General features: G+C 60.4%; 20 protein-coding genes. 8 read left to right on the forward strand and 12 right to left on the reverse strand.

From position 1 onward, the window contains the following. Window positions 1–8 precede the first annotated feature (8 nt). The 4 genes from KW837_RS12920 to KW837_RS12935 all read left to right on the forward strand — a co-directional run bounded on the left by KW837_RS12920 (window position 9) and on the right by KW837_RS12935 (window position 6346). Window positions 9–1121: an efflux RND transporter periplasmic adaptor subunit gene (locus tag KW837_RS12920; RefSeq protein WP_123495076.1), complete on the forward strand. Its 1113-nt coding sequence runs from the start codon at window positions 9–11 to the stop codon at window positions 1119–1121. Next, on the forward strand, window positions 1118–4213 hold the full coding sequence (locus tag KW837_RS12925) for an efflux RND transporter permease subunit (protein WP_218396208.1): 3096 nt from the start codon (window positions 1118–1120) through the stop codon (window positions 4211–4213). Before KW837_RS12920 ends, KW837_RS12925 begins: the two co-directional genes overlap by 4 nt. A gap of 312 nt (window positions 4214–4525) precedes the next feature. Next, window positions 4526–5317 (forward strand): XRE family transcriptional regulator, encoded by a 792-nt coding sequence (locus KW837_RS12930; RefSeq protein WP_218396210.1) that lies wholly within the window; start codon window positions 4526–4528, stop codon window positions 5315–5317. Between the two features lie 354 nt (window positions 5318–5671). After that, complete coding sequence (locus KW837_RS12935; protein ID WP_218396217.1) at window positions 5672–6346, forward strand: polysaccharide lyase family 7 protein; 675 nt, start codon at window positions 5672–5674, stop codon at window positions 6344–6346. 110 nt (window positions 6347–6456) lie between these two features. Here KW837_RS12935 and KW837_RS12940 read toward each other — a convergent pair whose 3' ends face one another. Then, window positions 6457–6702, reverse strand: coding sequence for a DUF3079 domain-containing protein (locus tag KW837_RS12940; RefSeq protein WP_218396218.1), 246 nt, complete (start codon window positions 6700–6702; stop codon window positions 6457–6459). A 206-nt stretch (window positions 6703–6908) separates the two neighbouring features. On the opposite strand from KW837_RS12940, the gene KW837_RS12945 reads away from it, so the two are divergent. Genes KW837_RS12945 through KW837_RS12960 form a run of 4 tightly spaced genes read left to right on the forward strand, consistent with a single transcriptional unit; the run spans window position 6909 to window position 10016 of the window. Next, on the forward strand, window positions 6909–7439 hold the full coding sequence (locus KW837_RS12945; RefSeq protein WP_218396220.1) for an iron transporter: 531 nt from the start codon (window positions 6909–6911) through the stop codon (window positions 7437–7439). After that, complete coding sequence (locus tag KW837_RS12950) at window positions 7440–7772, forward strand: cupredoxin domain-containing protein (RefSeq protein WP_218396222.1); 333 nt, start codon at window positions 7440–7442, stop codon at window positions 7770–7772. It abuts the gene before it with no gap. 22 nt (window positions 7773–7794) lie between these two features. Next, the gene (locus KW837_RS12955; protein ID WP_218396224.1) at window positions 7795–8649 is read left to right on the forward strand and encodes an FTR1 family protein; all 855 of its coding nucleotides are present in this window, start codon (window positions 7795–7797) and stop codon (window positions 8647–8649) included. Continuing rightward, window positions 8637–10016: a 4Fe-4S binding protein gene (locus tag KW837_RS12960; protein ID WP_218396226.1), complete on the forward strand. Its 1380-nt coding sequence runs from the start codon at window positions 8637–8639 to the stop codon at window positions 10014–10016. Before KW837_RS12955 ends, KW837_RS12960 begins: the two co-directional genes overlap by 13 nt. Window positions 10017–10031: 15 nt before the next feature. Here the strand turns inward: KW837_RS12960 and KW837_RS12965 are convergent, their stop codons facing one another. From KW837_RS12965 to KW837_RS13015, 11 genes are all read right to left on the reverse strand, one after another. Further along, window positions 10032–10727: an anaerobic ribonucleoside-triphosphate reductase activating protein gene (locus tag KW837_RS12965; RefSeq protein WP_218396228.1), complete on the reverse strand. Its 696-nt coding sequence runs from the start codon at window positions 10725–10727 to the stop codon at window positions 10032–10034. Beyond that, on the reverse strand, window positions 10724–10891 hold the full coding sequence (gene nrdD, locus KW837_RS12970; protein WP_017338867.1) for an anaerobic ribonucleoside-triphosphate reductase: 168 nt from the start codon (window positions 10889–10891) through the stop codon (window positions 10724–10726). Before nrdD ends, KW837_RS12965 begins: the two co-directional genes overlap by 4 nt. Window positions 10892–10923: 32 nt before the next feature. Next, window positions 10924–12939 (reverse strand): ribonucleoside triphosphate reductase, encoded by a 2016-nt coding sequence (locus KW837_RS12975; protein ID WP_218396230.1) that lies wholly within the window; start codon window positions 12937–12939, stop codon window positions 10924–10926. A gap of 207 nt (window positions 12940–13146) precedes the next feature. After that, complete coding sequence (gene moaA, locus KW837_RS12980) at window positions 13147–14139, reverse strand: GTP 3',8-cyclase MoaA (RefSeq protein WP_123495087.1); 993 nt, start codon at window positions 14137–14139, stop codon at window positions 13147–13149. Window positions 14140–14164: 25 nt separating this feature from the next. After that, window positions 14165–15124 (reverse strand): peptidylprolyl isomerase, encoded by a 960-nt coding sequence (locus KW837_RS12985; protein ID WP_218396232.1) that lies wholly within the window; start codon window positions 15122–15124, stop codon window positions 14165–14167. 10 nt (window positions 15125–15134) lie between these two features. Beyond that, entirely contained in the window at window positions 15135–15815 is a 681-nt protein-coding gene (gene narI, locus KW837_RS12990) for a respiratory nitrate reductase subunit gamma (RefSeq protein WP_192343689.1), read from the reverse strand. Further along, window positions 15808–16563, reverse strand: coding sequence for a nitrate reductase molybdenum cofactor assembly chaperone (gene narJ, locus KW837_RS12995; protein ID WP_218396234.1), 756 nt, complete (start codon window positions 16561–16563; stop codon window positions 15808–15810). Before narJ ends, narI begins: the two co-directional genes overlap by 8 nt. A gap of 2 nt (window positions 16564–16565) precedes the next feature. Continuing rightward, window positions 16566–18104, reverse strand: coding sequence for a nitrate reductase subunit beta (gene narH, locus KW837_RS13000; RefSeq protein WP_038982852.1), 1539 nt, complete (start codon window positions 18102–18104; stop codon window positions 16566–16568). A gap of 1 nt (window position 18105) precedes the next feature. After that, the gene (locus tag KW837_RS13005) at window positions 18106–21879 is read right to left on the reverse strand and encodes a nitrate reductase subunit alpha (RefSeq protein WP_218396236.1); all 3774 of its coding nucleotides are present in this window, start codon (window positions 21877–21879) and stop codon (window positions 18106–18108) included. A gap of 68 nt (window positions 21880–21947) precedes the next feature. Next, window positions 21948–23345 carry a NarK family nitrate/nitrite MFS transporter gene (locus KW837_RS13010; protein ID WP_218396238.1) on the reverse strand — a complete coding sequence of 466 codons (1398 nt, stop codon included), beginning with the start codon at window positions 23343–23345 and terminating at the stop codon, window positions 21948–21950. Continuing rightward, window positions 23323–24627 (reverse strand): nitrate/nitrite transporter, encoded by a 1305-nt coding sequence (locus KW837_RS13015; protein WP_218396241.1) that lies wholly within the window; start codon window positions 24625–24627, stop codon window positions 23323–23325. Before KW837_RS13015 ends, KW837_RS13010 begins: the two co-directional genes overlap by 23 nt. Window positions 24628–24863 lie beyond the last annotated feature (236 nt).

The raw sequence follows: 24863 nt of genomic DNA on the forward strand, positions 1-24863 counted from the left end.
GAACCGCCTTGAAAACCTCCCTTACTGCGGCCGGCGCTTTGGCCGTAGCCGTCATGCTGTCCGCGTGCAGCCCGGACCAGCCGACCGTTCAGGCACCACGACCGGTACGCACCGTTGAAATCAGCTACGACAATGCCCGCGACATCAGTCGCTACGTAGGCACCGTACAGTCGCGACATGAAGTCGACCAGGCCTTCCGCGTGGGCGGCAAAGTCGCCCAGCGCAACGTCGATGTAGGCCAGTTTGTACGCGAAGGCAGCATATTGGCTGTGCTGGATGACAGCGACTACCGCCTCGCTGAAGAAGCGTCTCGACAACAGTGGGCGGTTGCCGCCGAGCAGACACGCCAGGCCGATTCGGACCGCCAGCGCCTGACCGCGCTGAAGGCTGACGGCTCGGTCAGTGCGGCCGACGACGAGCGCGCGCATACAAATGCCCAGACTGCGCATGCGACCGCCGAGGCCGAGGCGCGAAAGCTTGAGCTCGCACGCAACCGGCTCAAATACACCGTGCTGCGCGCCTCGCGTAGCGGCGTCGTCACGGCTGTTCGCGTTGAGACCGGGCAAGTCGTGGCTGAGGGCCAACCGGTTGTCTCGATCGCGAATCCCGATGAATCCGAGATCGTTGTCGATGTGCCCGAGGATCAGCTGTCCGTCTTCAAGGAGGCCCGTTTCAAGGCCTCGCTGGCCAGTGCGCCGAACGAGATCTTCGATGTCACGCTGCGTGAGCTGTCGCCCCAGGCTGCGGCGCAAACGCGCACCTATCGCGCGCGGCTCAAGCCGATGCAGGCGCTGCCGCTGGGTGCCACTGCCACGGTAACGGCCGAGCGCGTGATGACCAGTGTCTCGGTGGCAGCGGTGCCAGCCACGGCACTGACGCAAAGCGGCGGCCAGCCTGCCCTGTGGGTGGTCACGCCCGTGGGCAAGGATCCGGTCGGCGTCGTCGAATTGGTGCAGGTGGCGGTGTTGGGCTACCGCAACGACGAGGTGCTCGTCTCCGGGCCGCAGGCCGGTGCATTGGTCGTTACCGCCGGGGTACAGAAGATGGCATCCGGACTGAAGGTCGCGCTTCCCGGCGCGGCGATTGTTGACGCGAACATCACGCAGCAGGCCGCCCGATGAACAACTTCAACCTCACCGACTGGGCGCTGCGCCATCGCGCCATCGTCCTGTTCATGCTCCTCATTGTCGCAGTGGCCGGCGCCTTCAGCTTCACCAGGCTCGGTCAGCTCGAGGATCCGAACTTTTCCGTGCCCTCCATGACCGCCATGGTCATCTGGCCGGGCGCCACCGCTCAGCAGATGCAGGACCAGGTCCTCAACCGCATGGAGAAGAAATTCGAGCAGATCGACAACTTCGAGAAGGTGGTCACCTACGCGCGGCAAGGCTACGCGGGCATGACGCTCACCGTGCGCGGCGGCACCTCCAAGGCTGACCAGCGCGAGGCCTGGTATCAGGCGCGCAAGAAACTCAACGACCTGAGCCGCGAGCTGCCTGACGGTGTGATCGGCCCGATCGTAAACGACGAATACGGCGACGTGTATGGCCTGATGTACGCCGTCAAGGGCGACGGCATCGGCCACGCCGACCTGTCGGACGCGGCCGAGGACATCAAGCGCCAGATGCTGAAGGTGCCGATGGTCAAGAAGATCGATCTCATCGGCAAGCAGGCCAAGCGTGTCTACGTCGAGTTCTCGCACGAACGCCTGGCGGCGCTGGGCATTACACCGTTGGCCATCGCCGAAAGCCTCAAGAGCCAGAACGCCCTGTTGCCCGCAGGTCAGATCGACACCCGCGGCGACCGCGTCATGGTGCGCGTGAGCGGCCAGTTCGCCAGCGAAGAGGCTATCCGCAACGTGCCCATCTCCGCAGGCGGTCGGCTGATCAAGCTCGGCGACATTGCGACCGTTACACGTGGCTTTGAGGATCCGCCGACCTACACAGTGCGCCACAACGGCCAGCCAGTGCTGATGCTCGGCATCACGATGACCAGCGACGGCAACATCGTGGACCTTGGCAAGGCGATGGACGCGGCAGTCGCCAAGATCCAGTCGGAGCTACCACATGGCGTGGAGCTTGAGCTCGTGGCCGACCAGCCAACCACGGTGAAGGATGCTATCCACGACTTCGCGCACGCGCTGGCTGAGGCGCTGATCATCGTGATCGCAGTGAGCCTGGCCAGCCTGGGCTGGCGCGCTGGCCTTGTGGTCGCGACCACAGTGCCGCTGGTGTTGGGCGGCGTAGCGCTGGTGATGCTGGCGATGGGCTGGAACCTGGAGCGTATCTCGCTCGGCTCGCTGATTATCGCATTGGGCCTGCTGGTGGATGACGCCATCATCGCCATCGAGATGATGGTGGCGAAGATGGAAACCGGCATGGACCGCGTAAAGGCGGCCGCCTTCTCTTATCAGTCCACCGCCATGCCGCGCCTGACCGGCGCACTCATCACCGTCGTGGGCTTCCTGCCGATCGGCCTCTCGAAGTCCACCACCGGCGAGTACGCGGGTGGCATTTTCTGGATCGTCGGCGCCGCGGTGCTGTTCTCGTGGATCTGTTCCGGCATCTTCACGCCGTACCTGGCGGTCAAGATGCTGCCCAACGATTTAGGCAAGCACCAGCATGGTGATATGTATGACACGAAGTTCTACCGTACCCTGCGCCGCCTGATCGACGCCGCCATCGAGCGCCGGTGGGTGGTCATCGGTGCGACGTTTGGCGCTCTGGTGCTTGCTCTGGCCTGTATCAAGCTAGTGCCGCAGCAATTCTTCCCCAACAGTTCGCGACCTGAACTGGTCATTGACCTGCGCGTCAAGGAAGGTTCCTCGTTCGCCGCGACGACCGAGCAGGTCAAGCACATGGAGGAGATCCTGGCGAAGGACGAGGACGTGCGTTTCTATACCGCCTACACCGGCGCCGGCGCACCGCGCTTCTATCTCTCGCTCAACCCCGAGCTGCCGAATCCGGGATTCGCCCAGTTCGTTGTAATGACCAAGGACCTGGATGCACGCGAGCGGGTGCGTGAGCGGCTGGTGACCTCGGCCGACCAACAATTCCCGCAGGCGTGGGTGCGCGTGACCCGGCTCGAGTTGGGGCCGCCTGTCGGCTACCCGGTGCAGTTTCGCGTCGTCGGCCCCGATACTCAAGTGGTGCGCCGGATCGCCCGCGACGTGGAGAAGGTGGTTGCGTCCAACCCGAAGGTGCGCGACCTCCAGCTCGACTGGAACGACCCGGTGCGCACGCTGAAGGTCGAGCTTGATCAGGACAAGGCGAGCGCACTTGGCCTCACGCCGGCCGACGTGTCGCTGGCGACCCAGACCGTGATGAACGGCGCCACCCTGTCGCAGCTGCGTGAGCATGAGGACCTGATCGAAATCGTCGCCCGTGCCGTGCCTGAGGAGCGCTTGAGCCTCGACACACTGAAAGACATCAACCTTTACACCCGCCAGGGCACGGTGGTGCCGTTGTCGCAAGTCGCACAGGTGCGCTCCGAACTGGAAGAGCCAGTGCTGTGGCGCCGCAACCGCGATATGGCGATCACGGTGCGTGCCGACGTGAAGGATGGCGAACAAGGCGTATCGGTGACGCAGGAGCTCCAGCCGTTGCTTAAGGATATCGAAGCGAAGCTGCCGTCGGGCTACCGCATCGACGTGGGCGGCGCGGTGGAGGAAAGTGACAAAGCCAACAAGGCACTGCTGGCGGTGGCCCCGCTGATGCTGATCAGCATCCTGCTGTTGCTTATGCTGCAACTGCAGAGCTTCTCTCGCATGTGGATGGTGGTGCTGACCGCACCGCTGGGCCTGATCGGTGTGGTGCCGGCGCTGCTGGTGTTCCAGTCGCCGCTGGGCTTCGTCGCAATCCTGGGCATCATCGCATTGGGTGGCATGATCATGCGCAACTCGGTGATCCTGATCGACCAAGTGCAAACCGAGATCGCCGAAGGGCGCGACCCATGGAATGCTGTGCTGGATGCCGCCATTCACCGGGCCCGTCCGGTGATGCTGACGGCGCTGGCCACCGTGCTTGCAATGATCCCGCTAACGCGCAGTGTGTTCTGGGGGCCGATGGCAATTGCGATCATGGGCGGCCTTACCGTGGCGACGCTATTGACGATCTTCTTCGTCCCGGCGTTATACGCCGCATGGTTCAAGGTGGGTCGCCAGCCGGCCGCTGACAGCCAACAGGTACGGGAGGATGCCGCACTCGCTTCTGAGTGATGTGTGCCGTGACACTGTGTTCCCGACCTCACCGCTATTAGAAAGGCTTGCTCAGCGCCGTTTCTGAAAACAACAGAGGTCAGCCGCGAGGTTCAGCGAAACCTGCTTTCTTTCGCCTCCTCGCGGCTATTCCCACTGACAACGGCAAGCCCCCCGCTACCCCTGTTTATGGCGCGTTGACGGCTACAGGACGCACAAGGAGCGCCCCGAGCAGCCACCTGCCACGTAGAGCAGCAGAGTTGCTTTTATCACTCGCAAACTACTAGCAGCGCTACTTGCAGAAATATCAGTTCTGCTAATACCCTTGTCACCATGAAAACACGCCGCCCCCTTACCCCTGAAGAAGTCGCCGAGAGCACCAGGCTCAAGGCTATTTACGACCAGCGAAAGTCTGCCGCCAAAGCGGCTGGATCAAATCTCACTCAAGCGGATGTGGCCGAGGCCTGCGGATGGTCTGGCCAAAGCGCATTCAGTCAGTACGCAACCGGCAAGGTTCCACTGAACGTCGAGGCACTCCTGAAACTGGCAAAAGCCTTGCGCTTCGATGCCAGCGAAGTGAGCCCACGCCTGATGTCGACCGTTGCCAGTGTCCAGCTTTCCGAGCGCATCCAGCCAAGCGTACTGATGTCGGACATCGAACCTTGGGATGACGACACGCCCCTGGATGACGATGAAGTTTACGTTCCCTTCCTGCGCGAAGTGGAACTGGCAGCCGGATCAGGCCGTTTCGTGATTGAGGAAAGCGACACTGCCCGGCTGCGTTTTTTCAAGAAGGACCTTCGCCATAACAGCGTTCAGTTCAGCAACGCGAAGTGCGTGGTTGTCAGCGGCAACAGCATGCTGCCAGTGCTGCGTGACGGCGCAACCGTGGGCATCAATGTCGGCAAGAGCTCACTGGGCGATATCGTTGACGGCGACATGTACGCCATCAACCACAACGGTCAGCTACGCGTGAAACAGGTTTACCGCCTGCCGACGGGCATCCGCCTGCGCAGCTTCAATCGCGACGAGCATCCGGATGAGGACTACACCTTTGCAGAAGTTCAGGAACAGCAGATCGTGATCCTGGGCCATGTGTTTTGGTGGGGGATGTTTGCCCGCTGATTGACGTTCACATGCCCGTCAGGCGATGAGGTTGCAGCTAAAAAGCCGAAACATCAAAAACCCGCCAGGTGCGGGTTTTTTACGCCCCGCCAAAATATTATTAGCAGTGCTATTTACACTAAATATAAGCACTGCTACTTTTATCTCAAGAAATCAAATATCGAATCGCTTGTTAGATCTGACGGCCAGCGAGGTATTGACCGAACTGACGCATCGCCCGGAAGCGGCGCGAGCAACAACGAAAGCATCACTTCTGCCCATTCACTGAGTGGGCAGTGGGATGTAGGCCTACATCAAAAGCGAAAGGCTCAACGGAGCAAAAGGTGACATCCAAATGAATTAAGGAAAATGACCATGACCGTAGACATCAGCAACTACACAATCGCTACACCGCTTCCGATCTCCGAGACCAACCCCATCGCACTTGAGCTCATCGGCTGGCGGGCACTGCTTGAATGCCCGGAAGTCATTTCGATGCTTCCAGATGGCTCGCTGCAAATGACGGCGCCGACGCTCGGCGCTTCGAGCAAAAGCACGCAGCGGACTCGCTGCGAGTGGAAAGAGCCGGGTTATTGGCTGTTCGCCAGCGCTGCTGACCATTGGAACCGCCAAGAAATGCGCCTGACGAAGGTCAACTCGCTGCAGAAGGTCGTGATCGGCCAGATTCATGTGCAGGGCTCAGAGCGACCACCGGTGAAAGTGTTTTGGAACAAAGGCCGAATCACCATGGGGTTCCGGTCGAGTTATCTTCAAGAAGACCCGGTGAACACGACAGTTCTTGAAGACGTGCCGCTCGGGGCACTGTTCAAAATCAACATTCACGCCAATTCGAGCGGCGCAGTCTCCGTTTCAGCGAGCTGTAACGGCGTCAAATCGACCTCCGCAATCATGCGCCTCGACAACACCTGGGACACGAAAACGCTGGCCTTCCACGGCGGTGTGTACAACCAGATCGACTACTCCGACACCACCGACCCCGAAGACGGTTCGGTGTGCATCATCAGCGACCTTTCCATCACCCATGCTTGATATTAAATCGGACCTGTAGGAGTCAGGCTTGCCAGCAAAGGCGTCCTCAAGGGCGCCTTCGCCGGCAAGTCGGATCGCCGCACCGCTGGCTCCTACGAAAAGCGGCCGGATCAACTCTTTACGTGCAGCGCATCATCGGGCAATGACTGGAGGTCATCCACCACATTGTCTGTAGTAATGACCGCATCAAGGCCCCAGTCGCCAGGCAGATGCCAATCCTCTCCAAACATCTCCGCCGGATGCATCGTCCGTTCGGAACCATTGCCGCATGCCAGGGACTTCGCCGGACAATACAGGTCGCATCCCCAACAGATCCGTTCGGGGTGCTTGGGGTTGACGGGGAAATTCTTGGCCATGCCGATCTCCGATCATTGAGTGGCGTTTTTCCAACCTACAGCCCTTGCGCAATGCCAGCCTTGATACATATCAAGAACCGGCATCGAGCCCCCTGCGCAATCCTGAGCCAACCGTTTAATTACTCAAAACTTGATAACAATCATTATTGTTCGCAGCAAAGCTTCCTAGACTCGGGCTCCTACTCATCGGTGTTCAGGAAGCTATTATGCGTACCCCTTTTTTACTATCACTCACCCTGCTCTTGCTCACACCACTGGCTCACGCCAAGGAATACCCGATCGGGGAACCACAGTTGTGTCCCGGGCTGGAAGTCGGGGCGGTGTATTTGCAGCCAATCGAAATGGCACCTGCGGGGATGATGCGCGCCACCGCGGATTCCGACGTCCACCTGGAAGCTGACATTCGCGCCACTGCGGACAATCGGCAGGGCTTTCAGGAAGGCAGTTTCGTCCCCTACCTGAACGTCTCTTTCAACCTGAAAAAACACGGCAGCGACCCCGAGATCAAAGGCGATTTCCACGCTATGGTGGCCAACGACGGTCCGCACTATGGCGACAACGTAAAGCTGCTTGGCCCCGGTAAATATCAGCTGACGTTCACCGTCCTGCCACCCGGCGGTCATGGCTCCCTCGGGCGCCATACCGATAAGGAAACCGGTGTAGCGCCCTGGTTCGAACGCTGCGAACTGCACTACGAATTCATCTACGCCGGCATCGGTAAAAAAGGCGGTTATTGAATGAAGCGCCTGCATCTTGCCTGGCTGATTGTGGCCGGAACAGTTGCACCGTTGACGGCCCATGCCGAGTTGCCGAGCTACGAACTGGTTCTGCGCGATGGCCACTTCACCCCTGCCTTGCTGGAGGTGCCGGCCGGACAGCGCTTCAAGATCGTTCTGAAGAACGCCGGCCAAGGTCCGGCCGAGTTTGAGAGCACGCCGTTGCGGGTTGAAAAAGTCTTGTCGCCGGGCGTGACAACCTTCGTGGTCATTCACCCCCTGAGGCCCGGTCACTATCCCTTTTTCGACGAGTTCAATCCGCAATTGCCCGAGGGCGGCATCCTCGCGAAATAACCTGTTAGCGCACGGAGCTTCCATGAATCAATCAATGTTCATCGTCTGGCGCGAAAGCGTCGAGGCGTTGCTGGTGATCGGTATTCTCCAGGCTTGGGCCAGCCAGCAAGGCCAATGTAATCGGCTGGTCAAATTCCTCTGGGCAGGTGTGGTGCTGGGGTTGATGCTCTCGGGCCTGCTGGCGGTGTTGATTCTGTTTGCCGGTGAGGCCATGAACGGGTCGGCCAGCGAATGGTTCCAGGCCGCACTCGCACTGGTTGCAAGTTTGTTGATGGTGCAGATGGTGGGCTGGATGCACCGCCACGGACGCACCTTCAACCACGATTTGCGACGACACGCCGATAGCCACCTGGCTCGACAAGGGGGCGTAGGTCTATTACTGCTGGCCATGCTCGCAATCAGCCGCGAAGGCAGCGAAACGGTGGTTTTTCTCTATGGCGCCGGCGCCCGGTTGCGCGGTCCGCAGCTCGGTTTGTTTGCCGTCGGCGGCGTGTTGGGACTGGTGCTGTCGGCGCTGACCATCACGCTGCTGCACAGCAGTCGCCGATTCATTTCATGGCAGCGATTCTTTGCCATCAGCGAAGTTATCCTACTCATGCTCGGCGCAGCGTTGCTGGTCAGCGGCACCGAACGAATCGGCGGCCAACTGCTCGCCCTGGATTTACCGGACGTGGTTTATAGCCTCGTTGGCGAAGCGCTTTGGGATAGCAGCACGTTGCTGAACGACAGCCACGGATTGGGTGGTTTTCTTGCCGGGTTCGCCGGTTATCGGGCAAGCCCCAGTGGCCTGACCTTGTTGGTGTGGATCGGTTATTGGCTGGCCGTCGGCGGCTGGCTACGGCAACGGACTGCGGAAAACCTGCCATGCCCGACCTGAGCCGGCGCAATCGATGGCTCCAACGCCTGGGCGACGGGATGCGTCGCCATGCGTCCGTCATCCGTGCGGTGCAGTGGGCTGTTGTAGTGTTTTATGCGGTGCTGTTGGTGACCCCGGCGCTGTTGCCGCTGCCAGACAGCCAGGCACGGATACTCGACAACCTGACCTTGCTCGCGCAGTTTCTATTCTGGGGGATCTGGTGGCCGTTCGTGTTGCTGTCGATGGTGTTCTTCGGTCGACTCTGGTGTGGTGTTTTGTGCCCGGAAGGCTCGCTCAGCGAATGGGCCAGCCATTACGGTAAAGGCCTGGGTGTGCCGCGCTGGTTGCGCTGGGGCGGCTGGCCAACATTGGCGTTCTGCCTGACGACCCTCTACGGCCAATTGATCAGCGTCTATGACTACGCCCAGGCCGCGCTGTTGATTCTGGGCGGTTCGACCGTCGCAGCGGTCATCGTCGGGTTGTTGTTCGCCCGGGGCAAGCGAGTCTGGTGCCGTTACCTGTGCCCGGTCAGCGGTGTCTTCGCCCTGCTCGCAAGGCTGGCCCCCGTGCACTTTCAGGTCGATGAACAACGCTGGCTAGAAAATGCCGCACCACGCCTGCCGCCGCCCAACTGCGCTCCCCTGCTCGATATCCGCCGCCTGCAAGGCGCCAGTGATTGCCACGCCTGCGGACGCTGCAGCGGGCAACGCGGTGCGGTGCAACTGATCGCCCGCTCCAGCAATCAGGAGATTCTTTACGCGACGGCACAGACCCTGTCCCCTTGGGATGCACGCTTGCTGCTGTTCGGCGTGATCGGCTTGGCCATGGGCGCGTTTCAGTGGACGGTCAGCCCATGGTTTGTCGCCCTCAAACAATCCCTGGCCCAGTGGCTGGTCGAACACAACCAGTTCTGGGCCCTGCAGGACAACGCTCGCTGGTGGCTGCTCACCCATTACCCGCAGCTCAACGACAGCTTCAGTTGGCTCGACGGTTTCAGCATCGTCGCTTACCTGAGTTTGAGTTCGATAGTGCTCGGCACGGCGTTGATGCTGCTTCTGCGTCTGACGGCCCGACTGGCGAGAGATCGCACACTGTATTGGCCCCTGGCGCTGACACTCACGCCCCTGGGGGGGGCCGGCCTGTTTCTCGGGCTGTCGGCCACCACCGTCAAATTACTGCGTTATGAAGGTCTGCTGCTGGAGTGGGTACAACCGGCCAGGGCCTGTCTGTTATTGGCCGCGATGGGCTGGAGCCTGCTACTGGGTTGGAAACGGCTGAGTCGCGAAGGTCTTCCCCAGGTGCGACGCGGGTCCGCCATCGCTTGCCTGCTCCTGGCCGAAGGCATGGTGGGATTTGGCTGGTGGTTGCAATTCTGGGGCTGGGCTTGAGTTCCCCAGCCCCCGTTACCCCCGCAACACGAAGGCTGGAAACAACTCGCGCATGGCCTCCCACAACTCTGGCAGCAACGCTTGAGCCGACACGCTCGGCAACAGCGGATCGAACATCCGTTCGGTGCGAACCAGTTGCACGGCAAAGCGTTTAACGCCGAGTGTATTCAAGCGTTTGGCCAGGATCAGCAGACGCGCCGGTTCGAACAGATGCCAATGCACCGTGGTGCGACATTCGTAGTCGACACCGCTGGCCAGCAGATGCTCAAGGCTGCGCCAGTTGGCGGTGCCGCTGCCCTCGACCCGGGTGATGGCCTGGCAATCCTCGGGCAACGCCTTGACATCGAAACCGACCCAATCCGCCCCGGTCAGTGCCTTGGCAAATGCAGCCGGCTTGATCCCGGCGCTGTGCAAGCCGATACGAAATCCCATGTCCCGCACTTCATCCATGGCGCCGAGCAAGCCGTCCTGCAGAGTCGGCTCACCGCCGCTGAACACCACCGCATCGAGCAGGTCCTGACGACGTTGCAGAAATGCCAACACCCGCCGCCAATCCACTTCCTCACTGCCACGAGGGGGAATCAGCTGCGGGTTATGACAATAACGACAACGCCAGGCGCAACCCTGGCAAAACAGCACGCAGGCGAGCTGTCCCGGATAGTCGATAGTGGTCAGGGGCACCATGCCCCCGACCCGAAGCATTCGACTCATTGGCGCCCGGCCAGTGCCGCGCTTTCAGTGAAGTGCACCCGCTCACGGTGCTCCGACTGTTTACCCGGATTGAACGCCGACACAGGACGGTGATAGCCCATCACCCGGGTCCAGACTTCGCAGCGTTGACGTTGAGCCTGGGGCAGTGTTTGCGATGCAGTCATGGTGAAGCTCCTTGCGGTTGAGTGGATCGAAATCAATGAACGGCGCCGGCTTTCTGCTCTTGCAGCAGCAGGACCTCGTCGCACTTAGGGCAGAACTCATGCTCGCCATCGAGGTAGCCGTGCACCGGGCAGATGGAGAACGTCGGGGTCACGGTCAGGTACGGCAGGCGGAAGCGGCCAAGGGCTTTTCGCACCAGTTGCTTGCAAGCCTGGGTCGAAGAAATTCGCTCGGCCATGTACAGGTGCAGGACCGTGCCGCCGGTGTATTTGCATTGCAGTTCGTCTTGAAGTTCCAGGGCCTCGAAGGGGTCTTCGGTGTAGCCCACCGGCAGTTGCGAGGAGTTGGTGTAATACGGCGCCTGCACACTGCCGGCCTGGAGAATGTCCGGATAGCGCTTGAGGTCTTCCTTGGCGAAGCGGTAAGTGGTGCCTTCTGCCGGTGTCGCTTCCAGGTTGTAGAGATGACCGGTTTCCTCCTGGAATCGCAGCAACGTGGCGCGCACATGGTCGAGCATATTCAGGGCAAACTTGCGGCCCTGTTCGGTGTGCATGCCCTCCTCGTCGCCGCTGAAATTGCGCAGCATTTCATGCAGGCCGTTGAGGCCGATGGTGGAAAAATGGTTGCGCAAGGTGCCCAGGTAACGCTTGGTGTACGGGTACAAACCGGCGTCCATGTGGTGCTGAATGACTTTGCGCTTGACCTCCAGGCTTTCCATCGCCAGCTCCATCAGCGTGTCCAGGCGCTGCAACAAACCACTGGTGTTGCCCTTGAACACATAACCCAGACGGGCGCAGTTGATAGTCACCACGCCAAGCGACCCGGTCTGTTCCGCCGAGCCGAACAAGCCGCCGCCGCGCTTGAGCAACTCCCGCACATCGAGTTGCAACCGGCAGCACATCGAACGCACTTGATTGGGCTGAAGATCCGAATTGAGGAAGTTCTGGAAGTACGGCAAACCGTAACGCGCGGTCATCTCGAACAGACGGTCGGCGTTTTCACTGTCCCACGGAAAATCATGGGTGATGTTGTAGGTCGGGATCGGAAAGGTGAACACTCGCCCTTTCGCATCGCCAGCCTGCATCACCTCGATGTAGGCGCGGTTGAGCAGGTCCATTTCGACTTGCAGGTCGCCATAGGCAAACGGCATTTCCTCCCCGCCGATGACGGGTATCTGCTCGCGTAAATCCTGCGGGCACACCCAGTCGAAAGTCAGGTTGGTGAACGGCGTCTGGGTGCCCCAGCGCGAGGGTACGTTGAGGTTGTAGATGAACTCCTGGATCGCCTGGCGCACCTCCTGATAACTCAGCTGGTCCTTGCGTACGTATGGCGCCAGGTAGGTATCGAAGGAGCTGAATGCCTGAGCACCGGCCCATTCGTTTTGCAGGGTGCCGAGGAAATTCACCATCTGCCCCAAAGCGCTGCTCAAGTGCTTCGGCGGACCGGCTTCAACACGCCCCGGCACACCGTTGAGCCCTTCGTGCAACAGGGTGCGCAGCGACCACCCGGCGCAGTAACCGGCGAGCATGTCCAGGTCGTGCACATGCAAGTCCGCCTCGCGGTGGGCCTGGCCGATGGCCTCGCTGTACACCTCGTCCAGCCAGTAGTTGGCAGTGACCTTGCCCGACACGTTCAACACCAGCCCACCCAGGGAATACCCCTGATTGGCGTTGGCCTGAACCCGCCAGTCTTCACGATCCAGGTACTCGTTCATCGAGGTCGCCACTTCGACCATGGTCCGGCGGTCCCGACGCAAACGCCCGTGTTGTTCGCGGTAGACGATGTAGGCCCGCATGGCGAAGAAGAAACCGGCGTCCATCAACACCCGTTCGACACGATCCTGGATCTGCTCGACATGCAGCCTTGGCAGTCCGTCCAGCCGGGCGAGTACCGCCTGAAGCAAGTCTTCAACCTCAACCTCGGTGTACTCCCCGGTTGCCTTGCCGGCAGCGATCAATGCTTGACGGATCTTGTCCGCATCGAAGGCGACCAGACTGCCATCGCGCTTGTGCAAGCGGTTACATCCTACTGCGATCAGCGTGCTCTGCATTTGGCCTCCAAACACTACATATAGACTTAAATAAACTTAAAACCACAACATGCAGTGAAGACTACGGACAAAGGGCTGATCTGCAATTGATCGATATCAAGATTTGGCGGTGAAAAAAACGTCCGATGACGACACAGATTCTGTGGCAAGCGAGGAGCCCGCTCCCACATTTGATCATCTGTGTTCTTACAAACCGTGCAGAGCAGCTCAACCACCACTCATGTTCATGAACCGCACTATCTGCACCTCCCCTTCGGGACTGAAATCGTGGCGCAACGGCTTGCCGCGCAAGGCCTTCTGCACGGCATTGATCACGGGCTGATCATCCAGCGGATAACGCCGCAGCAATCCTCTTAAATCCAGCGCATCGTCCTGCCCAAGACAAAGCAACAGCTTCCCTTCAACCGTCATCCGCACCCGATTACAGCTGCCACAGAAGTTGTGACTATTGGGCGAAATGAAACCGATCCGGGTATCGGGATGGCGTTCCAGGCGCACGTAGCGCGCCGGTCCGCCGCTGTTTTCAGTGCTATCGAGCAACCGATGCTGGCTGGCGATCAGCGCCCGTACCTCGTCGCTGGAACAAAACGATTCGCCCCGGGAACGCCCGACGTCGCCCAAGGGCATTTCTTCGATAAAACTGATATCGATGCGCTGATCGATGGCGTATTGCACCAACGCCGGGACTTCATCGAAGTTGCGGCCCTTCATCACCACGCAGTTGAGTTTGATCCGCTCAAACCCCGCGTCCCGCGCCGCTTCGATGCCGTTGAGCACCTGATCGAGATCGCCGATGCGGGTGATCGCGCGAAATTTCTGCCCGTCCAGGCTATCGAGGCTGATGTTCATCCGCTTGACCCCCGCCTCTGCCAATGGCCGGGCCAGGCGGCTCAGTTGCGAGCCGTTGCTGGTCATGACCAGTTCGCGCAAACCGGGCAGCGCGGCGATGTTGCGGCACAGTTCGACAATGCCCGGACGAATCAGCGGCTCGCCGCCGGTCAGGCGGATTTTGCGTACACCCAACCCGACGAACAGCGTTGCCAGACGCTGCAACTCTTCCAGCGTGAGCACCTGCTGACGCGGCAGGAAGGTCATGTTTTTCGCCATGCAATACACACAGCGAAAATCACAACGGTCCGTCACCGACATCCGCAGATAATCGATCTGCCGTCCAAAGCCATCCTGCATTACAGCGTTCATCACATCTCCCGGTTTGCCTCGATGCTCACTGCACCAGCGGTGAGTCGGCGCCCTGCAAGTGAATACCGCGAATATCCGCCGCACCGATCAGGGTTTGCAGGTACTGCACCAGCGCTTTTTGCCAGACGCCTTGCTGCAACTGCGTACGAATCGCCGTCGACACCACTTCATAGGGCAACGGCATGCCTTCGATCCGCTGATCGACACTGACCACGTGCCAGCCGTAGCGACTTTCCAGCGGTTTGCTGGCAAGGCCCGGCGCCAGGGTGAACAGCTGACGTTCCAGTTCGGGCACGGTCTGGCCCTTGCTGATTTGCCCCAGAGAACCGCCCTGAGCCTTCGACGGGCAGGCCGAATACTTCACGGCCAGCTCGGCGAAACTGCCGGGAAAGTCTTCCAGACGTTGCAGCAGAACTTCTGCCTGATCATGGGCAAGGGCGCGCGCCTCGACATCATCCGGCGCACACTCGAGCAGGATGTGCCGAACCGCCAGCAACGGTGCGCTGTGAAAGCGCCCGCGATTGTTTTCGTAGTAACGAAGACTGGTTTCCTCGTCGCACTGCGGTACGTGCACCTCGCGTTCGAGCAACAAGCGCGTGGCCGCTTCTTCTTCGTTCTCGCCAGCACCGATCTCCATCGACACGCCGAGTTCGGCAATGCGCTGTTGCAACAACTCGCGGATCACCAACGCCCGGGCGGCCAGGTACACCGCTTCTTCGCGGCTTTCGGCCGGGTGATATTGCAGCTCCTGGGCCATCGCTTCCGGGGTGATCGAGACCTCGTTGACGCTGATGATCGGCCACTCCTGCTCGCTGCTGGCGATCAACTGCGCCGGAGCGTCGTGGGCAGCTGCCGGCTCAACCGAGAGAGCTTCAAACTGCGCCGCTGCGAGCGGCGCGATGTCGAGAACGTCCTCGGCTTTTTTGGAAGACCCGCAGCCACCGCTGCCGCCGTTACCACCACCACATCCACATCCACCTGACATGATTGTCTCCTCAGTACTTCTGACGAACGATTTGATAACGACGCCCCAGGTACCAGATCGGTGCGCTGATCATGTGTACGAGACGGGTGAAGGGGAACAGCACAAACAGGGTCAAACCGAGAAACACGTGCAGCTTGTAGGTCAGCCCGACCGGCGCGATGGCCGCCGCCGCTTCCATCGGCCGCAACAGCACAGTGTTCTGCGCCCAATCGGCGAGCATCACCATCACCGAGCCGTCCATATGCGCGGTGGACGCCGCAATCGTCAGCAGCCCCAGCAGCAACTGCGCCAGCAGCACCAGCAGAATCAGGATGTCCGAAGGGCTGGAGGTGGCGCGTACCCGAGGATCGGTGAGCCGCCGATTGACCAGCATCAGCAAGCCGATCAAGCACAGCAGGCCAAAGAACCCGCCGGACACCATCGCCAGCAACTGCTTGTTCTCGGTGCTGATGACATGGTGATAGACCGACGCTGGGGTCAGCAGGCCAACGAAGTGCCCGGCCAGCACGAACAACACACCGACGTGAAAGAGGTTGCTCGCCACGCGCATCCCGCGCTGGTTGAGCATCTGGCTCGAACCTGCCTTCCAGCTGTATTGCGACAGGTCGAAGCGTGCCCAACTGCCGATCAGGCAAATGGCCAAAGCGACGTAGGGATAGATCCCGAATAACAACAGATTCCATTTAGACATTACCGACCTCCTTGGCTGGCGCGGCGGCCAACCCTTCATGCTGAAAATCCACCCAGTGCAACGGCACCGCGCTTTCTTCCCGAACCTTGCCCGGTGCGCTTGGCAGTCCACTGCAACGGTCCTGCTGTTCGGCCTGGAGGAAGTCCACGGCCTCCTCTTCCCAGATCTTGTCGAGAGCTTCGAGAGAGTCGTCGCGCGGTTCCGCCGCCACCTGCGCCCGCAGATCGGCCACCGCCTGATGCGGTTCGGCCCCGGCGATTTGCAGCAGCGCGCGGAAGCAACTGGCATAGGCGCTTTCGCGCTCTTCCAGACGTGCGGCGAGCAAGGCCAGCAAGTGCGAAACATCCGCCAGGCCCTCGCGGGCCTCGATGTCTTCGCGGGTGGACAGGAACTCCAGGTACAGCGGGATATAGTCCGGCAGCTCTTTGACGCCGATGGCAAAACCGGCTTCTTCGTATTGCGCCATCATGTCGACCATCGCCTGACCACGGTCGCGGGACTCGCCGTGCACATGTTCAAACAACAGCAACGACAGCGAACGACCACGGCCGAACAGCGCACCGTAGTGCTCCTGCCCGTCCATCAGGTCATTGGCGCAGATCAGCTCGAGCAATTCGAACAACGCGCCGCGCTGTTTAGGGCTGATTTCCCGTGACTGGATGATCGCTTTCTCCAGTTCGTCGCGACCGCCAATCAGCGTCTCGGTCGGGTAATCGAGCAGCAGCGAAATCACTTTGAGAATTTGCATGCTCATTCCTCCCACAACTGGACGGTTTTCAGGATGTCGCGGCGGTTGGCTTTCTTCGCACCGAACATGTTGGTGTCGGAGCTACCGCTGCAGCCGCTGCCGAAACTGAAGCCGCAACCGGAGCGTTCGGCAAAGGCGTCACTCATGGCGTCTTCACGGTGCGCGCTCGGTACCACAAAGCGGTCTTCATAGTTGGCGATCGCCAGGTAGCGATACATCTCCTCGACCTGGGCCACACTCAGGCCGACGTCCTTCAGTACTTGCAGGTCCTGAACGCCATCGACTTGCTCGGAACGTTTGTAGGCGCGCATCGCCAGCAAGCGTTTAAGCGCACGCTTGACCGGTTTTTCATCGCCCGCCGTCAGCAGGTTGGCCAGGTACTTCAGTGGAATACGCAGGCTGTCGACATCAGGGATCACCCCGTTCATACCGACGGTGCCGGCAGTGGCGGCGTTCTGGATCGGCGACAGCGGCGGCACGTACCAAACCATCGGCAAGGTGCGGTATTCCGGGTGCAGCGGCAGTGCGAGTTTCCAGTCCACGGCCATTTTGTAGACCGGCGAACGTTGCGCCGAGTCGATCACCGACTGCGGTACGCCATCGGCCAGGGCCTGACGAATCACTGCCGGGTCATTCGGATCGAGGAAGATCTCCAGTTGTTTCTCGTACAGATCCTGCTCATTGGCGGTGCTCGCCACTTCGCTGATGCGGTCGGCGTCATACAGCAGCACGCCGAGGTAACGGATGCGTCCGACACAGGTTTCGGCGCAAACGGTCGGCATTCCGGCTTCGATCCGCGGGTAGCAGAAGATGCACTTCTCGGACTTGCCGCTCTTCCAGTTGAAGTAGATTTTCTTGTACGGGCAGCCGCTGATGCACATCCGCCAGCCACGGCATTTCTCCTGGTCGATCAGGACAATCCCGTCTTCTTCACGCTTGTAGATCGCCCCGCTCGGGCACGACGCCGCGCACGTCGGGTTGAGGCAGTGCTCGCACAGGCGCGGCAAATACATCATGAAAGTGTTTTCGTATTCGCCGTAAATGTCCGCCTGGATCTTGTCGAAGTTCTTGTCCTTGCGACGCTTGGCGAATTCGGTGCCGAGGATTTCTTCCCAGTTCGGGCCCCACTCGATTTTTTCCATGCGCTTGCCGGAGATCAGCGAACGCGGACGCGCGGTGGGCTGATGCTCGCCCAGCGGCGCGGTGTGCAGGTGCTGGTAATCGAAGTCGAACGGTTCGTAGTAATCGTCGAGGCTCGGCAGGTCCGGGTTGGCGAAAATGTTCGCCAACACGCGGAATTTACCGCCGATGCGCGGGTTGATCGTGCCGTTGGCGTTGCGGATCCAGCCGCCCTTCCACTTGTCCTGGTTTTCCCATTCTTTCGGGTAGCCGATCCCGGGTTTCGATTCGACGTTGTTGAACCAGGCGTATTCCATGCCTTCGCGGCTGGTCCAGACGTTTTTGCAGGTGATCGAACAGGTGTGGCAACCGATGCACTTGTCCAGGTTCAGAACCATGCCGATTTGTGAGCGAATCTTCATCTCAGTTCTCCTCGATATCGGTCGGCAGCGGACGTGGCAGGTCATCGCCACTTGAACCATCGAGCCAGTCGACTTTGGACATTTTGCGTACCACAACGAATTCGTCGCGGTTGCAACCGACGGTGCCGTAATAGTTGAAACCGTAGGCTTGCTGGGCATAGCCGCCGATCATGTGGGTCGGCTTGAGCACCACCCGGGTGACCGAGTTGTGGTGGCCGCCACGGGTCTTGGTGGTTTCCGAACCGGGCACGTTCACGATCCGTTCCTGTGCGTGGTACATCATCACCATGCCGTCCTTGACGCGCTGGCTGACCACCGCCCGGGCGGTCAGTGCACCGTTGACGTTGAAGCATTCGATCCAGTCGTTGTCCTCGATGCCGGCGCTTTTCGCGTCGTTCTCCGAGAGCCAGACAATAGGCCCGCCTCGGCTGAGGGTGAGCATCAGCAGGTTGTCGCTGTAGGTGCTGTGGATGCCCCACTTCTGGTGCGGGGTGATCCAGTTCAGGACGATTTCCTTGTGGCCGTTACTGCGCTTGCCTTTCACCCCTTCGATGGTGCGGGTGTTGACGGGCGGGCGATAACTCATCAGTTGCTCGCCGAACGCCTGCATCCACGGGTGATCCTGGTAGAACTGCTGGCGACCGGTGATGGTGCGCCATGGGATCCCTTCGTGAACGTTGGTGTAGCCGGCGTTGTAGCTGACGTGATCGTCTTCGAGTCCCGACCAGGTCGGGCTGGAAATGATCTTGCGCGGCTGCGCCTGAATGTCGCGGAAACGAATCGCCTCGTGTTCCTTGGACAGCGCCAGGTGGCTGTGATCGATGCCGGTAAATTCCGACAACGCCGCCCAGGCCTTGACGGCGACATGGCCATTGGTTTCCGGCGCCAGGGACAGAATCACTTCGGCGGCATCGATCGCCGTGTCGATTTTCGGACGGCCGTGACTGATACCGGCATCGCCTTCTTTGTGATTGAGTTCACCGAGAAATTTCACTTCGGCGTCGGTGTTCCAGTTGATGCCCTTGCCACCGTTGCCGTGTTTTTCCAGCAATGGCCCAAGCGACGAGAACTGTTTGTAGATGTTCGGGTAGTCACGCTCCACCACATGCAGGTTCGGCGCGTTCTTGCCCGGCTCCGGTGCCACGCCAGCGCTTTTCCAGTCGGTGCCGCCAAACGGTTGGGCCAGTTCGCCGACGCTGTCGTGCATCAACGGGATGGTCACCAGGTCTTTCTCCACGCCCAGATGCCCGACCGCCATGCTGGAAAACGCCTTGGCGATGCCTTTGTAGATTTCCCAGTCGGAACGCGATTCCCACGCCGGGTCGATGGCGGCCGACAACGGGTGAATGAACGGGTGCATGTCCGAGGTGTTCATGTCGTCTTTTTCGTACCAGGTCGCGGTCGGCAAGACGATGTCGGAATAGACGCAGGTCGAGGACATGCGGAAGTCCAGCGTGGTGACCAGATCGAGCTTGCCGATGGCGCCCTCGTCCACCCATTCGGCTTCTTCGGGTTTGCAGTCGCCGACCTGGCCGATGTCTTCGTTCATCACCCCGTTCTTGGTGCCCAGCAGGTACTTGAGCATGTACTCGTGGCCCTTACCCGAGGAGCCCAGCAGGTTGGAACGCCAGATGAACATGTTGCGCGGGAAGTTGACCGGGCTGTCCGGCTGTTCGCAGGAGAAGCGCAGTGAACCGTCCTGCAGCGACTTGACCACGTAGTCTTTGGGGTCCATGCCGGCCGCAGCGGCGTCGCGGCAAATGTGCAAAGGGTTAGTGTTGAGTTGCGGTGCGCTGGGCAACCAGCCGGCGCGTTCGGCGCGGATGTTGTAGTCCAGGGCATGCTCGGGAAATTGTGATTTATCGGCCAGCGGCGAGAGCACGTCGTGCATGCTCATCTTCTCGTGGCGCCATTGCGAACTGTGGGCGTAGAAGAAGCTGGTGCCGTTCATTTGGCGAGGCGGACGGTTCCAGTCCAGGCCGAACGCCAGGGGCAGCCAGCCGCATTGCGGACGGAGTTTTTCCTGGCCAACGTAGTGCGCCCAACCGCCACCGGTCTGGCCAACACACCCGCAGAGCATGAGCATGTTGATCAGCCCGCGGTAGTTCATGTCCATGTGGTACCAGTGGTTCATCGCCGCACCGACGATGATCATCGAGCGACCCTTGGTCTTGTCGGCGTTGTCAGCGAACTCACGGGCAATCTGGATGGCTTTCTCGCGGCTGACGCCGGTGATCTGCTCCTGCCAGGCCGGGGTGCCGGGCACCGAGGCGTCGTTGTAATCCTTGGCCACGTTAGCGCCGCCGAGGCCGCGATCGATGGCCAGGTTGGCGGCCGACAGGTCGAACACTGTGGCGACTTTGGCCACGCTGCCGTCCGCCAGCACCACGTTATGCACCGGCACGCGGCGGTATTGCACGGCATCGCCGGCCACGTGCTGGAAGTGCTCGTGGGACTCACCGGCAAAATACGGGAACGCCACTTCGGCCACGTCATCGCCGATCAGGCTCAGCTTCAGATCGATCTCACGGCCTTCGCCGCCTTCACGAGGCAGGATGTTCCACTTGCCCTTCTCGCCCCAGCGATAACCGATGGAGCCCTGAGGGGACACCAGTTCACCGCTGACATCCAGCGCGATGGTTTTCCATTCCGGGTTGTTTTCCTGGCCGAGGTTGTCGGTCAGGTCGCTGGCGCGCAGGAAGCGGTCCGGCTGGTAACCGGCGCCCGGTGCCTTGTCGACCATTTGCTTGAGCAGCACCAGCACTGGCAAATCGGTGAAGCGCTTGGCGTAATCGGTGAAATAGGCGCTCGGTTTGTCCAGGTGGAATTCTTTGAAGATCACATGGTTGAACGCCTGGGCCAGCGCCGCGTCGGTGCCCTGCTTGGGGTTCAGCCACAGGTCGGTGAGCTTGGCGACTTCCGAGTAGTCCGGGGTGATCGCGACCGTCTTGGTGCCCTTGTAGCGGACTTCGGTAAAGAAGTGCGCATCCGGGGTACGGGTCTGCGGGACGTTGGAGCCCCAGGCAATGATGTAGTTGGAGTTGTACCAGTCGGCCGATTCCGGCACGTCGGTCTGCTCGCCCCAGACCATCGGCGAGGCCGGGGGCAAGTCGCAGTACCAGTCGTAGAAACTCAGGCAGGCACCGCCGATCAGCGACAAATAACGCGAGCCTGCGGCGTAGCTGACCATCGACATGGCCGGAATCGGCGAGAAGCCGACGATCCGGTCCGGGCCGTATTGCTTGATGGTGTAAACGTTGGCCGCTGCAATGATCTCGTTGACTTCTTCCCAGTTGGAACGAATGAAGCCACCCATGCCGCGCTTGCTTTTATAGGAGTCGGCCTTGACCTTGTCCTCGACGATGCTGGCCCAGGCTTCGACCGGCGCCATGGTCTGCCGCGCATCGCGCCAGAGCTTGAGCAACGGCTTGCGGATTTTCGGGTACTTGAGCCGGTTGGCGCTGTAGATGTACCAGCTGTAACTGGCACCACGGGGGCAGCCACGGGGCTCATGGTTCGGCAGATCGTTACGGGTACGCGGGTAGTCGGTCTGCTGGGTTTCCCAGGTGATCAGGCCGTTCTTGACGTAGATTTTCCACGAGCAGGAGCCGGTGCAGTTCACCCCGTGGGTGGAACGCACGATCTTGTCGTACTGCCAGCGCGAACGGTAGACGTTCTCCCAGTCGCGAGACTCTTTGCGGGTCTCTCCATGACCGTCGGAAAACTCGTTTTGCTTACGGTTGAAAAACCGCAATTGATCCAGTAAATGACTCACGGTGTAGTCCTCTCAGGCTTTGTCGCGGAGTCTGTGCCCCGCCCACGCAATGATTGAATTCGGTCGTCTCAGCAGGGTGTCGCGGCGCCTTTGCGCGCGTACCACCACCAGGTCACCACGATGCAGCTCAGGTAAAAGCCGACGAACATGTAGAAGGCCATCTCCGGGCCGCCGGTCAGGGCCATCGAAGAGCCGAAGGATTTGGGAATGAAGAACGCACCGAAGGCGCCCATGGCCGAACTGAAGCCCAGGACGGCGGCCGATTCTTTACCGGCATCCTTGAGCGCTTGTTCGCGTACGGCTGGCGGTTTTCCGGCCGAGGCTTTTTCGTGTTGGGTGCGGAAGATCACCGGGATCATCCGGAAGGTGGAGCCGTTGCCGACGCCAGTGGTGATGAACAGCAGCATGAACAGGCCGAGGAAGCCGTAGAAGTTGCCGCCGGCACCGTTCTGCGGCAAAAAGTGCATCACCCCGAAGACCATCGCGATCATCGCCACGAAGTTCCACAAGGTCACTTTTGCGCCACCGAGCTTGTCCGCCAGCCACCCGCCCAATGGGCGTACCAGAGCGCCGACCAACGGGCCGAGGAAGGCGAATTTCAAGGCAATCACGTCGGGGAAGGAAGTTTTGATCAGCAGCGGAAACGCGGCGGAGAAACCGATGAATGAACCGAAGGTCGCCAGGTACAACCAGCACATCAGCCAGTTGTGTTTGCGCTTGAAGATCACCGCCTGTTCGCTGAACGAAGCGCGAGCACTGGACAGATCATTCATGCCGAACCAGGCCAGCACCGTCACCAGGACAATAAACGGTACCCAAATGAAGCCGGCGTTCTGCAGCCACAACTGACCACCGTCCGGCAGTGCTTGCGGCGAGCCGCCCATGAAGCCGAACACTCCGAAGGTAATCACCAGCGGCACACAGAACTGCATCACCGAGACGCCCAGATTGCCTAGGCCGGCATTGAGGCCCAGGGCTGTGCCCTGTTGTGACTTGGGATAGAAGAAGCTGATGTTGGACATGCTCGAGGCAAAGTTGCCGCCACCAAAACCGCAGAGCAAGGCAATCAACACAAACACGCTGTAGGACGTGCTCGGGTCCTGCACGGCGAAGCCCATCCAGATTGATGGCAGCAACAGCGACGCGGTGCTCAGGGCGGTCCAGCGACGGCCGCCGAAGATCGGCACCATAAAGGAATAGAAGACGCGCAAGGTCGCGCCGGACAGCCCCGGCAACGCCGCCAGCCAGAACAGCTGGTCAGTGGTGAAGGTGAAGCCGATGGCGTTCAAACGCACGATCACCGTGCTCCAGACCATCCACACCGCGAAGGCCAACAACAGCGCAGGAATGGAAATCCACAAGTTGCGCGTGGCGGTCTGTTTGCCGCTACTTCCCCAGAACGCGGGGTCCTCGGGGCGCCAGTCATGGATGACCGGGCCTTTGTCAGGCTTTTGCAGAACGGACATGTTCTTCTCCTAGGGCAATGCTGGAAATCGGGGACGGGGTCAGCAGCGGCGCCTTACCCAGCACCGGGCTTTTGCGTATTTCGCTGAAGTACATCCAGGTGAGGGAGACCCAGACCACGCCGTACATCAACATGAAGCAGGAAGAGCGCACGCCGGTGAGGTCCACCAGGGCGCCGAACAGAATCGGCAGCACGAAACCACCCAGGCCACCGGCGAGGCCGACGATGCCGGACACCGCACCCATGTTTTTCGGGTAGTCATTGGCGATGTATTTGAAAACCGAGGCCTTGCCGAACGCGAAGGCGATGCCCATGACGAACAGCAGCACGGTGAACAGCGCGGGGCTCAGGCCGATGTGGAAATCCACCGGGCCGTCGATGGTCTGCACTTGCAGTTGGGTCTGGGGATACGAGAGCAGGAACAGGCAGATCCAGCTGACCCACAACACCCACCAGGTCACGCTTTGCGCCCCCCAGCGATCTGACATCCAGCCGCCGACGGCGCGCAGCACGCCACCGGGCAGGGAAAAACAGGCCGCCAGCAGCGCCGCGCTTTGCAGGCTGAAACCGTATTCCTGCACGTAGTACTTGGTCATCCATAGGGCCAGGGCGACGTAGCCACCGAAGACGATCGAGTAGTACTGGCAGTAGCGCCACACCGCAGGGTCTTTCAACGAGCGCAGTTGCTCACGCAAGGTAGCGCCGGATGCACTGCGGTGGTCCTTGTTCTCGGCACTGAGAAACCAGAACAGCAGTGCGGTAATAAAGAGGATCGCGCTGAAGACTTTCGGCACCAGCTGCCAGCTACCGGCAGCGATCAGCGCCGGCGCGAGAAACTTGGTCACCGCGGCTCCGGCGTTACCGGCGCCAAAGATGCCCATGGCGAAGCCTTGATTCTCCTTGTCGAACCATTTGGCGACGTAGGCAATCCCGACCGAGAACGAGCCGCCGGCCAGGCCGACGAACAAACCCAGCACCAGGAACTGCCAGTAGGCAGTCGCGTGGCTGATCAGGTACAGCGGCGCGACGCAGCTCAGCATCAGCAGGAAGAACACGCTGCGCCCGCCAAAACGGTCGGTCAGCAAACCCAGCGGCAAACGCACCAACGAGCCGGTCAGCACCGGGGTCGCGGCCAGCAGGCCGAACTGGGTTTCGTTGAGCTGGAGAAGGTCCTTGATCGGCACCCCGAGCACGGCAAACATCATCCAGACCATAAAGCACACAGTGAAGGCCAGCGTGCTCATGCCCAGCACCAAGCCTTGTCGTACACGCGGTGGGTTCACAATGCTCTCCAGTCAGTTAGCCATGGCGGCAGACTAGAGAGGCCAACCCCGCAAAAACTTGACCCATGTCAACGAAGCCCATGGGGGCATAGGCCTATGCTTGTGCGGTCTACCTCTAAGGAGGTAGTCCTGAAAAGCCTTAAAACCCTTTATTTATCAGTCTATTAAGAGTTTTAACCCACGCTTTTGCTGACAAGGAACTGTCGACAACTCTTTAGAGGTAGCGCGTCTGGGAA

Source organism: Pseudomonas sp. PDM24 (genome assembly GCF_019218905.1).
GTDB lineage: Bacteria > Pseudomonadota > Gammaproteobacteria > Pseudomonadales > Pseudomonadaceae > Aquipseudomonas.